Origin of the sequence: Gimesia sp., assembly GCF_048260065.1 — a bacterium.
GTDB lineage: Bacteria > Planctomycetota > Planctomycetia > Planctomycetales > Planctomycetaceae > Gimesia.
Map to the genome: position 1 here is coordinate 104333 of NZ_JBLXHC010000020.1, position 13232 is coordinate 117564.

Here is a 13232-nt window from a genome sequence, read left to right on the forward strand (position 1 = left end):
TTTTTCTTAACTTCTCTTAGAGACGGTGTTTTCTGGAGCAAACGCAACACACCCCCATCCAGTCAGCTCTGCATCCGCAGCAAAAGTGATGAGCCTGATCAGGAAGCAGGACCCGGGAGATTCCATCTTGCACGAAATGAGCACGCGCTATGATTCAATAGACCGCGATTGAATTCGATCACACCTTGCTTGACCCGCCACGATACGTCACTGATACTAAGAGACTGGAGACAGTACACCACAGATCGACGCATCAGAATCTAAAAGAGGATACATCATGCAAACTGAAATTGCGCAAAACCAGTTTGAATTCAAATCAGGAAACACCACTCTGATCCAGCGAAGTATCCCGCTTGCAATGACGGTTGCTATCCTGTCCCTGATCCTGATCACACAAAACAGAGCGCACGCCACAGAAAAAACGAGCAACCCTAACATCATCTACATCCTGGCCGATGATAAGAATTAAGCTTTCTCTAAAAACGACCTTTCACCCCTGAATCAGAGTATTGATTGAAGAAACTCAGTGTTTCACGATCTAGTGAAATCCAGTTCATTTCAGGCAAATTCAGTTGGATTAACTACATTTTACTACATTACAAAACACATCTGCATTCAGCAGTAAAAATGTTTCAGCTTCAATTGGAAAGCCATTTACTCCTTCCTCCCACACCCATCTCATCTACACTGATTCGATCTGGATGACAGCGGGCTTCGAGTCCCATGGTCTCTTACCAACCAACCGACACCTCGGATGCGATTCATATTTTTCATCCCGGGTGATCCCCTACGGCTTCTTTCAAATTTCGCCTCGCGGCCGTTCCATTCCCCTTTCAGCTCAACTAAGAGTCCCCATCATCAAGGTCACCACCGAAAATATCATCCGACAAATCACGTTCCGAGTTCCTTTCACCAGCCGGTTGACTGTGTCCGGTCTTGTCTGTGTGTAACATGCCTGACTTACCACGGTGGAACGGCAGAAGCAACATGCCTAGCAGCCGATTAACCTGCCTTTCATCGGTGAAGGTCTTCACACCGATTTTCATCAGTTCATGGCCCTCTTGCGGTTGGTGACGATATGTTCCCAACAGGTAATCCCACCAGGGCAGATTGAAGCCGAAGTTACTGTTAGTCTCTCGATAGATCACTGAATGATGCACACGATGCATGTCGGGAGTAACGACGAACCACCTCAACAACCGATCGAACTGTTCCGGTAATTCTATATTACTGTGATTGAACATACTGGTTGCATTGAGCAGAACCTCAAAGGCAACCACCGCAATGACGGGTGGGCCGAGCACCAGTACTACGGACAATTTAATCAGGGACGAGAGCAGAATTTCCAGGGTATGGAATCGAAGTCCGGTGGTCACATCAAAGTCCAGATCCGCATGATGTACCATGTGCAGCCGCCAGAACAGGGGCACGGCGTGGAACATCACGTGCTGGAGATAGATTGCCAGATCGAAGACGACCACGGCCAGTAAAACCTCCAGCCAGAGCGGCCAGTCGAGGATGTGAAACAGGCCGTATTCTTGGGCGCCGGTGTACACCGCTGCCGCGACAGCTGTGACGGGTATGAGGATTCGAACCAGCATTCCATTCAGAACCACCAGACTCAGATTGCTGGTCCAGCGCCAGGGCTTGCCGGCCACCAGCTTTCGACGAGGGAGATACAGTTCCCAGAACGCCATCCCGATCAGGATCGACAGGAAACAGGCCAGTCTGACGATGACCACTATTGTAGGCTCTACATCATCCATTAATTGACTCGCTGAGAGATAGGATCCAGATGAGCTTCGAATTTCTGAAGGGAGACTGTTAAAAACACATTGTGCTGACTTAGAAAACGAGTACCTTGTCGGCGTCCATGGTCCAGTTCGTCAGTTCGTCCAGACTACTGCGATGGCAGCCCTCGATGAGTTCATCCTCGGTGACTGCCCGTGCATCCATGCAGGATGCACAGACTCCCACTTCTCCTCCGTGCTTATGAAACTGCTGCAACATCTCCCAGGAGAAAGACTTTCACCTCGTTTCCCGCCTTCCGAACGAGACTGCCGGCAAGCCGGAGACCATTGTAAGAATACTCGTTGCCGTAGGGTGGCCCGTTGAGAATGATCAGATAGCTTGCCATGACAGTCTCCTCGAATTGATTTATCAGACCGGTTATTCTTTGGCCTTCTTGAATCCGGCCGCAACCAGATCCTTATAGCCAGGTTTGAGTGGCCGCACGTCGTAGCCGTGTTTCAACAGGTAGTCCGCTGCTCTGCAGGAGCGAATCCCGACGGCACAGTGGGTATAGATGACTTGATCTTTGGAAATCCGTTTTGCCAGTACTGACTTAGAGATTCCATTACGCAACTCACTGAGTGGCAGAAACGTCGCACCTGCGATATGACCGTTGTCCCACTCACCTTTCTCGCGCACATCCACCAGGACTGCTTTGTCGTTTTCCACATTTTTTTTAACCGTCGCCAGCGAATCTTTGGTAGGCTCCGCGCCGTTCAGGGTGCTCACCAGCAATCCTGCAGTGACAAAAATCAAAAGTAACGGTTTCAAAGCATTCATTGTGTTCCTCAAACTTTCTTATTAATCGTTGTAAAAACAGGTCTACATCTTCTGTTCTGTACTCTTTCCTATGATCTGGATCAGTCCTTGCAGGACCTGGTCGATTTCAGATCGGGTAGTCGTGCGTCCCAGGCTGAAACGGACTGTCCCCAGACCAATCTCTTGTGAGACTCCCATCGCCGCCAGCACCGGGCTGATCTCTACGCTGCCTGCATGACAGGCTGAACCGGTTGAGGCAGCCAGCCAGGGCAGACGAGCCAAAATTTCTCCGCCGATATGGTCGGGAAAACTGACGTTAAGTGTGTTCGGCAGCCGGAGTTCCGGATGCCCATTCAGCACAACATCTTCACCGAATATTGATTTCAGTTTCTGCCAGAAACTATCGCGGAGTTCCCGGGTCTCCGTCTGCTTCAGTGTCTGCTGCGCGAGAGCACAGGCGGCTCCCAGCCCGACAATCTCCAGAATATTTTCTGTCCCGGCTCGGCGCGCAGCTTCTTGCCCTGCTCCATGCACGAGTGGCTCCAGCTCTAACCCCTCGCGTACGTACAGCGCCCCCACACCTTTAGGTCCATAGAGCTTGTGGCTAGCGACTGTCAGTAAATCGACGCCCAGTGCATCCAGGTCGACCGGAATCTTACCTACCGACTGAGCTGCGTCTGTATGACAGGGGATTTCGTTTTCCCTGGCGATCGCTGCAATCTCCTCAAGTGGCTGGATGGTGCCGACTTCGTTGTTCGCGTGCATGATTGAAATCAGAACCGTGTTTTTCCGGATCGCACGTCGTACCTCTGCAGGATCGACCAGCCCCTGACCATCTACGGGTACACAGGTCAGTTCGGCTCCCAGGGACTGCAGAAACCGACAGGGCTCCCGGATCGTCGGGTGTTCGATCTGGCTGAAGATAAAGTGCGGAACCGGAGTTGCTGACCGTTTCGTGAAATAAATCCCTTTCAGGGCCTGATTGTTAGATTCACTCCCGCCGGAGGTAAACACAATTTCCGTCGCATCACAGCATAACAGTGAGGCGACCTGTGATCGGGCTGTTTCAATCGCATCACGGGCGGGGACACCTGACCAATGCAGACTGGATGGATTACCATATGCTTCGCGCAGATAAGGCTCCATCGCCTCGACGACCTGATCCGCCAGGGGCGTCGTCGCATTGAAGTCCAGATAGACCAGCTCTCTCATTGGACTGCCTGTTGACGAGAGGTGCCTGGTAACTTCGCGCGTTTTTCCCGCTGGCGGGCTTTTTCCAGTCGTGCTTTGTGAGCTTGGATCTCTTCTGGAGTGCGTTTCACAACGGGCTCATCACGGCCCACTAACACTAGCATGTCTTTAACGAGTCGGGGACGAGACAGGTAATAGCAGCGGAGTGCCCCGTCCTGGGCATAATCAACCAATTTTGCATGCCGCAGCACACCCAGATGTTGTGATATATTAGCCTGTCGAGCCGGCAGAAGTTCTTCCATGTCCGACACACATTTGGGGCCTGCCAGCAATTCCTGCAGGATGGACAGTCTTGTGGGATGTGAAAAGGCTTTCAGCATTTCTGCTGCCGGTTGTGTATCGAGCATGGTTTTACCGCTTCACGTAGCTTTGTTCGAATATGCGATTGTCCGAATATAATAGGCGAAACAATCTTACTCTTCAACTGAAGAAGACATCCATTTACACGAGAGTGTCAGCAACGTCGCTCCCCATCAGGAAAACCGAGCGATAACACTGACTGGAATGGGCCCGAATTACAGAGATAATCATGACACGGGCAGAACGCCTGCAAATGAGATCTCTATATTTCACAATCTGGATGAGATATACTTGGCAGCATGAAATCGATTATCTGGTACCTGCTGGCTGCTTTCGCTGAAATCGGAGGATGCTTTGCATTCTGGGTCTGGATTCGGCAATCAAAAAGTCAATTCTGGATAATACCTGGAATGTTATCGCTGGCGTTTTTGCATACGCTCTCACCAGAATTGATTCGTCTCACGCAGGCAGAGCTTATGCCGCCTACGGAGGCATCTATATCGTGTCGTCGCTGCTCTGGCTCTGGGTTGTTGAGAAGACTCAGCCGGATCGCTGGGATGCATTAGGAGCCACTATTTGCATCTTCGGAACATTAATCATCCTCTTCGGACCACGCTCTTAGCGTGGATTTTCAGTGTCAATTGATCCTCTATAACATTTACGTTCTTACCCAGCAGATCATTAACAGAAAAGAAATGATTCAATAACTCTGCAGTTATTCGGAAATTTCTTTTGATAAGATCGACGATATGAGTTCGGTCAACTGTGCTTCGCTTTGTTTGCCGAGTCGACGCTTGAAGACCATTCCCTGGTGAAACAGAAGGAATGCGGGAGGCGCATCAATTTCATATTTAGCAGCAGTGGCCGGGTTATCGTCGATGCGAATTCTGAGGATCTTAACGCGCCCCGCAAATTGCTCTGAGACCTGTTCCAGGATGGGGACCATCTCAACGCAGGGGCGGCACCAGGGAGCCCAGAACTCCACCAGCACTGGCTGGTCAGCCTTAAGGACCCTCTGCTGAAAATCCGAATCAGTAACCTCCAGCAAACTGGATAGTGAAAGATCTGAAGCTGCATTCTGACAGCCTGGGCTCAAAGCGCACAATAGCAGTGCAACAGCACAAAACGGAACAGGTAACCCACCTGTGATGTAGTGGGTTACCCGACTGCACCGCTGAAGCGCTTTCGCGTTCGTCTGCGGGCGGATCTCATTTCTCCGTACGAGCAGGCGGCTTTTTTCCGAACTTAACTTCATATTGGGCAATGAATTTTTCTTCCAGTTCTGGATGATGGATGAAACACTGCGAATCGGGACGTTTATGCTCTTCACACCAATCCCCCTTCTTCTGGAAATCAGCGGCGAGTTTGGTATTACACTGGGCGCAGATTTCTTCGGGAATGCCGTGCTCAGCACACCAGAAACCGTGCAGGTTATGCCCCTCTTCTCTGTATTCGTGTTCATGATCGTGCCCTTCTTCGTCATGCTCATGATGTTCTTCTTCGGCCTTGGCCACGGGAGCGGCTTCCTCTCCACTTTTCGCACACCCCGTGATCACCAGAAGTCCACACACAATCGCTGGGATTGCCAGACACCGAGTCCATAATACGTCAGTCATTTTTTCTCCTTTGATGGTACATTGACCAGTAAAATTAAACCGAAGCCGTTTCCGGCACTTGCCTGGAATCCGGATTGTTCGGTTGCGTTGGTTCTGTAGTATTGTCATCGTCTCCCTCATCCTCGTTGCGACTGCCGGGCAGATTGAAGACCACGTACAGCACACGTAAAACGAGCAGACTCATAATCGTGGCACTGCAGACGCCACCAATCACGACCGTGGCCAGGGGCCGTTGCACTTCTGCTCCCATACCGGTATTGAAGGCCATGGGGAAGAAGCCGAGGCTGGCCACCAGCGTAGTCATCAGGATCGGGCGCAGACGGGTCATGGCTGCCTCCTCGACAGCTTCATTGAGCGAACTGCCTCTGCGACGCAGTCGACGGATGGTTGAGACCAGAAGCATGTCATCCAGTACCGCGACACCGGAGAGGGCGATGAAACCCACGGCCGCGGAAATCGAAAACGGCATGTCTCTTATCCAGAGAGCGAAGATCCCCCCGATCCAGGCGAACGGTACGCCGGTAAAGACGCGAATCGAATCGATAAAGTTATTGTAAGTCATGTACAGCAGACCGAAGATCAACAACATCGCGACCGGGACGACAATCATCAGCCGGGCCTGGGCACGCTGCAGATTCTCGAACTGGCCTCCCCATTCGACATGGTAACGCCCGGCAGGCAGGGTTACCTGTTCGTCGACTTTACGCTGCGCTTCAGCAACAAAGCTCCCCATATCGCGACCGCGGACATTTGCCTCGATCGTAATCCGCCTTTGATACCATTCCCGCTTGATGGTATTCGGGCCTTCTACGATCTCAATGTCAGCGAGTCGCGACAGGGGAATCTGCTCTCCCTGAGGAGTGGCTACCAGGATCGATCCGATAGCGTCAGGGTCGGTCCGTGCCTGCTCAGGAAGCCGGATGATCAGCGGGAATCGCAGTTGTCCTTCATAGACTTCTCCTACATGCTTGCTGCCCAGTGATTCCACCAGGTCGAGTACGGTCCGTGCCGGAATGCCATAACGGGCGATTTCATCCTGGTCGATGTTAATTTCCAGCACTGGCTGACCAGTGACCTGTTCCACTTTTACGTCGGCAGCCCCCTCGATTGATTTGAGCACCTTCTCAATTTCAGAGGCTTTGGAGACCATCAGGTCAAGGTCGTCCCCGTAGAGAATCGCAGCCACGTCTGAACGGACCCCGGAGATCATTTCATTCATCCGCATTTCGATGGGCTGGGTCATCGCCAGACGCGGGCCAGGCAGATCGCGGAGTTCTTCCTGAATCTCAACCGTCAGTTCTTCCTGCGTGTCGGCGCGCGTCCACTCACTTCGGGGACGCAGTGTGACGAACAGGTCGGTCAGTTCCGTCCCCATGGGGTCCGTGGCAACTTCCGCCATCCCGACGCGACTCCAGACGTGCACGATCTCGTCTGGAAACTTCTCCAGCAGAACTTTCTCCATCCGGGTGTTATAGCGGATCGTTTCTTCCAGGTCGGTTCCCGCCAGACGAACTACATTGATCACCACTGCCCCTTCCGACAGGCGCGGGACAAATTCAGTCCCCAGATTCGGGGCGATCAAGCCAAAAGCCACAAACAGGATCGTGAGCGCAAAACCGATCACCGCTGCTTTGTGGTGCATGGTGAACCGCAGCACTGGTGCATACAGCCATTTCAGCACCCGGATCAGCAGTGGTTCTTTTTCCTTGAGATTTTTCGGGAGGAATAGGCTGGCGAGCACAGGCATCAACGTCAGTGAGAGCACCATTGACCCCGCCAGGGCCATTATGACTGTCAGTGCCATGGGACGGAACAGTTTCCCCTCGACTCCTTCCAGCGTCAGAATTGGCAGGTAGACGATCATGATGATCAGCTCGCCGAACATGGTAGGCTTGCGGACTTCGATGGCAGCATCCCGGATAATCTCCAGTCGACTGCGACCATCGGCGCCGTGTGCCAGACAGCGGACACAGTTTTCAATCATCACCACGGAACTGTCTACAACCAGACCGAAGTCAATTGCACCCAGGCTGAGCAGGCTCGCTGCGATGCCGAACTTCAACATGCCCGAAAAGGCAAACAGCATCGAAAGAGGAATTGCCAGGGCCACAATCAGACCGGCTCGCAGGTTCCCCAGAAATATAAACAGCACCGCAACTACGAGCAGACCTCCTTCGAACAGGTTCTTCTGCACGGTGTCTATCACGTGGTCCACCAGTTCGGTACGGTCGTAGACAGTCTGAATTTCCACGCCCGCGGGCAGTGTCTCCCGGATTTCTTCCAGTCTGGTTTTCAGAGCGTGAGTTACCTCATGGCTGTTTTCCCCCATCAACATGAAACCGAGTCCCAATACTGCTTCTCCCCGGCCATTGGCGGTCACCGTTCCACGACGAATTTCATGCCCTATCTGCACATCCGCCACATCTTTGACCCGAATTGGAACTCCGTCACGAGACGTGATGACCACATTTTCAATCTGTTCCAGATTGACGGTCCGTCCCACCCCATGGACCAGCAGCATCTGGCTGCGATCGGTAATCGTCCCTCCGCCGACATTCTGGTTGTTTTCGCGGAGGGCCTGGGCCACCTGGTCAAAGGTCAGTTCGTGTTTGATGATCTGATCCGGATCGAGGCGTACCTGGTACTGCTTCTCATAGCCCCCCCAACTGTTGACCTCGGCAACTCCCGGCACGGAACGCAACTGAGGTTTTACGACCCAGTCATGTAGCGTTCGCAGTTCGGTCAGACGTTTGACCCGTTCTTCGTTCGGTAGACGGGAAAAATCGACTCCTTCGTAGGTCAGAACATAGTGGAAGACTTCTCCCAGACCGGTCGAAACCGGTCCCATCTGCGGTCGCTGGATTCCCTCTGGAAGCTGAACTGTACTCAGCCGCTCACTGATAAGTTGCCGCGCAAAATAGATGTCCACTCCGTCTTCAAAGATCACGACCAATTGTGATAAGCCAAATTTCGAAATGGAACGCAAATCCTGTAGACCAGGCAGACCGCTGATTGCCTGTTCGACCGGGAAAGTAATCTGCCGTTCGACCTCATCGGGTGAAAGCGCCGGTGCCACCGTATTGATCTGAATCAGCACCGGCGTCGTGTCGGGAAACGCATCGATGTCGAGGTGTCTCAGTGAGATCACTCCGACGCCAGCAAAAACCACGGTACACAAAATGACCAGAGCACGGTGGCGCAGTGAAAAATCAATCAGCCAGTTGAGCATATGATTTCGATTCCCTTCTATTCAGCGCAACAGCCTGCTCCGAGGCTGTTCTTGAGAAGTTGTGCCCGCAAAACGTCGCTCCCCTGGGTCACGACGACTTCATCAGGAAGTAAGCCGGCGATGATTTCCACGCGATTGCCGTTAACGAATCCAGTACGAACGTTTCGCAGCTGAAAGACTTTGGGGCTCTCCGGGCTGTCGAAGTAATGCTTATTTCGAACAAAGACCACCTGACAACATCCCTCCCAGTGCACTGCACTCCGGGGAATCACGACCGCCTGTTTTTCCTGTCTCAGAATGATCCGGCCCGCGCCAAAAGTCTCATCGCGAAGCTGCCCTTCCGCATTATCGATTTCCGCCCTGACCTTTACCATCCGCGTCTGTTTATCAGCGGCAGTACTGATCCAGCTCAAGTTCCCGGTAACTTCCTTACGGCTTCCATTGGGTTGAAATCGGACCTGCTGTCCGACCTGGATCAAAGATGCCTCTTCCAGAGGAACATTGAGTATCAGCCACATCCAACTGGGATCAGCCACTTCAAACAGGGTCCGCTCCGGAGTGACGACCTCACTGGAAACGACGTTCCGCTCCGTAATCACACCGTTCATTGAGCTGCGAACCGGGATCAGGTTGGCTGAGGCGGTCTGTGATCGAAACTGCTCTGCCAGTTCGTTGGGAAAACCCAGGAAACGCAGGCGGTCGATCATGGCCTGCTTGCTGAGATTTGCAATCGAAGAAACGTCCACCGACAACCCCAAATTAGCCAGAGCCTGTTCGACGCTCAGAACTTCGGCCTCTTCCTTTGCTAGAATAGACTCTGCTTCCAGGATGTCTTTGCCTGCGATGGCCCCTTTTAGTCCATTCAAACGTTCAAAGTTTTTGCGTGCCAGTTTTTCAGCGACTATCGCTTTTACCAGATCCGCTTTGAGAAGTCCTACTTCCGCCGCGTCAACCACCGCCAGGATTTCTCCTTCCTGAACCTGGTCTCCCACATTTTTTAGTACCCGCCACGCAGTACCCGGCACGCGTGAAGAAAGATTGGCCAGACGTGTCGGGTCATAGCGGATTTCTCCTGTTCCCGATACCCACTCTGTTACAGATTCCTGGTCGACCAGTTCTACATCAACGCCAGCCTGTTGAACCGCCTCGTTGGAAGCAAACTGGATTCGCTTCTGATACACCTTGCAGGCGGCATTATTGTCTGGTCGCTCCCGCAGTGCGAGAGCACGATCAGCTTGTTGCATTGTTGCCTTAGTAATCACCGGTGTCTTTTTCAGTTCAGCGACATCGGGATTGTGCAACGGGCAGTTGTTGACACCATGCTCGGTACACCAGCCATAATCGGGGCTGGCAGGCATCAGGTCAGGGTTACAGATCACACACTTGGATTCGGGAACCCCGTGCTCTTCACACCAGTCCTTGAATACCAGCTTCGCCTGTCCCGTTAATTCTGCAAACGTCGGGATTTTCCAATGGTGGGTATGTCCGTAGTAACCGATGGCGACTAATACAGACATGACAATGATGGTGGGTAACCCATCCAGAAACCAGCGTCCGAGCTTCCAGACCAGTCCGTGGGGACGTTGATCAGTTGGAGCTGGAGTGTCGGGAGAAGACGTATCTGGATTAACAGAGGGTCGGCCTATAACAGATTGACTCATGAGATGTCCTTTCTTGCTCAATATGTTGAGAAGCAGGAGCCTGATAAAACGGTTTTTAAGCGATTGGAAACAGACACGGAAGTCAAGAAATCACCGCAAATTCAGCCGGAATCACGGACGATCAAAATCGACGGACTCCGGATAATCTACGATGCTCGTGTCGGACGCTTTAGAGCAGATAGGCGGCAGAAAGATGACAGATTTCCCGCCCAGAAGAGAGCGGCGGGAAGTGACAGCCTCGATTAGCAGTGTGCCTCAGACAGACGAGCCTGAATGACATGTGGGCAACGTCATTGAGGTCGACGACGAGAAATTCAGAGAAAGAGCCAGCATCGATCAGGCTGGGACAGTCAACCACAGTAGCGATCACGGCGCCCCCGCAAAAACAATTCGGCTGATTACCGTCCTGAGGGCACTTCGGTTGGACTGGTCTTTGTTCCTGGTTCTCAGAATGCTGATCCTGTTCTTCAGAATCTCTGTGATGGCAACAGGTTGCACTTGCAGTTTCCTGAACGGATACCGATTCAGACAGCGCAGCAACACAAGACCCCAGACATATGTCCCTACAAGGAAGATAGGGACATATAATCGCCAGGAAGGTCATTAAAATATTGATGGTGTGCTGCATGTACATACAAAACCCTGTTTGCCTAACTAATTTTAAGTATAGTCGGACTGATATTGGAGATCAATACTGTAACCTTAGAAATACAATGTGACGATCTCCTCATAGTATTGAGATCAGAGCCTGAAACGAGCGCCTTCTCCAGGTTTCCTGTCCTGAAAAAGACCTGCTTCAGATCAAAGCCTTGTTGTTCAAAAGTTGCTTCATACTTAATTGAGATGATGGACCTCTATAGTGCCGCAGGAGCAAAGTTACTCAAATTAGCGTTGCTTTGCTTCTGTAACTGCTGCTGAACTGCACGCAATCTTCCTCCGCCCCCCGCATCCTGAATTGCCGTTCCGATCGTCGCCGGGTTCAGGCCTCCAGTCATCTGCAGCCCTGATATTTCGACAGCCAGTCGATGTGCCCGGTTCAATGCATCAATGTACTCCAGGTTTGACTGGAAGTTGCTCTGTTGTACATTGAGTACGGCTAGAAAACTGAATTGTCCTTTCTCATAGCCTTTGATCATCAGTTCCAGCGCTTCCCTGAGTTCGGGCAGCACTTCTTTTCGCATCTGTTCTGCCTGGTTCCGCGCCAACATGTAATCTCGATATGAGGAGATCAACTGATCGCGCAATACCAGACGCACCCGTTCCAGTTCGCGCTCGGATCGGTTTACTTCGGAAACGGCATTATAGATGCCCCCTTGATTACGATTGAAGAGAGGAAGTGGAAGTGCTACCAGCGTATTAAATGTCGCGTAGTCTCCGATCGAATTGTAATCAGTAACAAATTGTAAAGTCACATCTGGAACTGGGACAGCTTCAGCACTGGCAAGCTGTCCGCGGGCGACACCGATTTGGCTTTCCGCCGTGAGCAACTGAGGACTTTCGGACAATAGACGCTGCCATTCCGACTCCAGATCAAATTCCGGTAAATCTTCCTCCGGTTGCATGAGCTGACTGACCGGTAATTCCGGACAGCCCACGATTACAGCGAGCTTCTGCCAGGCAGATTCGAAATCAGTATGCGCATTCGTCAGCGATGCACGAACTGTGGCGTTTTGCGCTTTCGCCTGCAACATATCCGTCCTCGGAACTTGCCCAGCCTTATAGAGTCTCTCAGCGGCATCCAGTGTCTGTTGTGAGAGTTGGGCGATTTCTTTCACCAGTTTTAATTGTTCCTGTGCTCCCAGCACATCATAGTAGCGCAACCTGACATCATTGATGACGCGCATCTGCTGAGCATCGAGCTGCAGTTGTGACGTTTGGATACCATAAGTTTCTGTTGCCTGGGCTTTATCCAATTTCCCTGCTGTAATAAATGTCTGCTGCACAAGAATACCATTTGATTGCGTATCACCATTACTGCTCGCTGTGGAGTTGACATACCCTACGGTTGGGTTTGGATAGAGGCCTGCCTGGGTCCAGTTCCCCCGTTCTTTCTCGATCTCCGCTCGTTGCAGAGCCATGGTGGGATTGTTCGATAGTGCTATCTGTTCAAGTTCCTCCAACGTCATCGTCTGGCTGGTTGGTGTTAATGGATTTTCCGAAGAATCTGTTTCTGGTACGTTCGGGCCTCCTGCCGGTGGTACAGGTGGTGGGATTTTACCTTCAAAAACTTCATGGTATGATGTTAAAGTCAATTTTTCTCTCGATTCGGCATGTGTCGTTTCTGCAAAATTATTGACTTCGACTTCAGAAGTAGATTCAGCTATCTGTGCAGCCTGTGACTGGCTGTCCTTGATGCCAACCATCTGCCTGTCTTCCTTTATTGAGCCAGCCTGATGGGCAGTCATCTGTCCACGATCTGAGGCACAGGAAGTTAAAAGTAGAGTGGGAATCAGGATCAGTCGAAATGATCTAACTGAATGTGATCCAAAGCTACTGAGTTTAATTAACTTTTCCGGCATTCCATGCATCACAGTTCTCCTGAACCTGATAATTCTAATCTCATAATCCATCCCAACGTATAATTTTGAGATGTTCTCGTTGGCCGATTCTCGAGCCCTCTCTTTG

At 51.7% G+C, this 13232-nt stretch carries 10 protein-coding genes and 2 pseudogenes; 2 read left to right on the top strand and 10 right to left on the bottom strand.

What is annotated here, in order from left to right; all coding sequences use genetic code 11:
- Positions 1-277 precede the first annotated feature (277 nt).
- Entirely contained in the window at positions 278-469 is a 192-nt protein-coding gene (locus tag ACN0YN_RS27170; RefSeq protein WP_417388111.1) for a hypothetical protein, read from the top strand.
- Positions 470-842: 373 nt separating this feature from the next.
- Here the strand turns inward: ACN0YN_RS27170 and ACN0YN_RS27175 are convergent, their stop codons facing one another.
- The 5 genes and pseudogenes from ACN0YN_RS27175 to ACN0YN_RS27195 form a co-directional block, all read right to left on the bottom strand.
- On the bottom strand, positions 843-1766 hold the full coding sequence (locus ACN0YN_RS27175; protein ID WP_155366716.1) for a sterol desaturase family protein: 924 nt from the start codon (positions 1764-1766) through the stop codon (positions 843-845).
- 79 nt (positions 1767-1845) lie between these two features.
- Positions 1846-2137 (bottom strand): annotated as a pseudogene (locus ACN0YN_RS27180) (DsrE/DsrF/TusD sulfur relay family protein).
- A 32-nt stretch (positions 2138-2169) separates the two neighbouring features.
- A complete protein-coding gene (locus tag ACN0YN_RS27185) occupies positions 2170-2571 on the bottom strand; it encodes a rhodanese-like domain-containing protein (protein WP_155366718.1) in 402 nt (133 codons plus the stop codon).
- A gap of 42 nt (positions 2572-2613) precedes the next feature.
- Positions 2614-3762 (bottom strand): cysteine desulfurase family protein, encoded by a 1149-nt coding sequence (locus ACN0YN_RS27190; protein ID WP_155366719.1) that lies wholly within the window; start codon positions 3760-3762, stop codon positions 2614-2616.
- Positions 3759-4148, bottom strand: a complete 390-nt coding sequence (locus tag ACN0YN_RS27195; RefSeq protein ID WP_155366720.1) for an ArsR/SmtB family transcription factor — start codon at positions 4146-4148, stop codon at positions 3759-3761. Before ACN0YN_RS27195 ends, ACN0YN_RS27190 begins: the two co-directional genes overlap by 4 nt.
- A gap of 252 nt (positions 4149-4400) precedes the next feature.
- Between ACN0YN_RS27195 and ACN0YN_RS27200 the strand changes: the two are divergent.
- Positions 4401-4723 (top strand): annotated as a pseudogene (locus ACN0YN_RS27200) (YnfA family protein).
- A gap of 93 nt (positions 4724-4816) precedes the next feature.
- On the opposite strand, the gene ACN0YN_RS27205 reads toward ACN0YN_RS27200, so the two are convergent.
- The 5 genes from ACN0YN_RS27205 to ACN0YN_RS27225 all read right to left on the bottom strand — a co-directional run bounded on the left by ACN0YN_RS27205 (position 4817) and on the right by ACN0YN_RS27225 (position 12970).
- Positions 4817-5356, bottom strand: a complete 540-nt coding sequence (locus tag ACN0YN_RS27205; protein ID WP_228030887.1) for a thioredoxin family protein — start codon at positions 5354-5356, stop codon at positions 4817-4819.
- Complete coding sequence (locus tag ACN0YN_RS27210) at positions 5310-5717, bottom strand: RND transporter (RefSeq protein WP_194242553.1); 408 nt, start codon at positions 5715-5717, stop codon at positions 5310-5312. Before ACN0YN_RS27210 ends, ACN0YN_RS27205 begins: the two co-directional genes overlap by 47 nt.
- A 34-nt stretch (positions 5718-5751) precedes the next feature.
- Positions 5752-8946 carry an efflux RND transporter permease subunit gene (locus ACN0YN_RS27215; protein ID WP_155366722.1) on the bottom strand — a complete coding sequence of 1065 codons (3195 nt, stop codon included), beginning with the start codon at positions 8944-8946 and terminating at the stop codon, positions 5752-5754.
- A 17-nt stretch (positions 8947-8963) separates the two neighbouring features.
- Positions 8964-10607, bottom strand: coding sequence for an efflux RND transporter periplasmic adaptor subunit (locus tag ACN0YN_RS27220; RefSeq protein WP_155366723.1), 1644 nt, complete (start codon positions 10605-10607; stop codon positions 8964-8966).
- Positions 10608-11461: 854 nt separating this feature from the next.
- Positions 11462-12970: a TolC family protein gene (locus ACN0YN_RS27225; RefSeq protein ID WP_278447343.1), complete on the bottom strand. Its 1509-nt coding sequence runs from the start codon at positions 12968-12970 to the stop codon at positions 11462-11464.
- Positions 12971-13232: the final 262 nt, after the last annotated feature.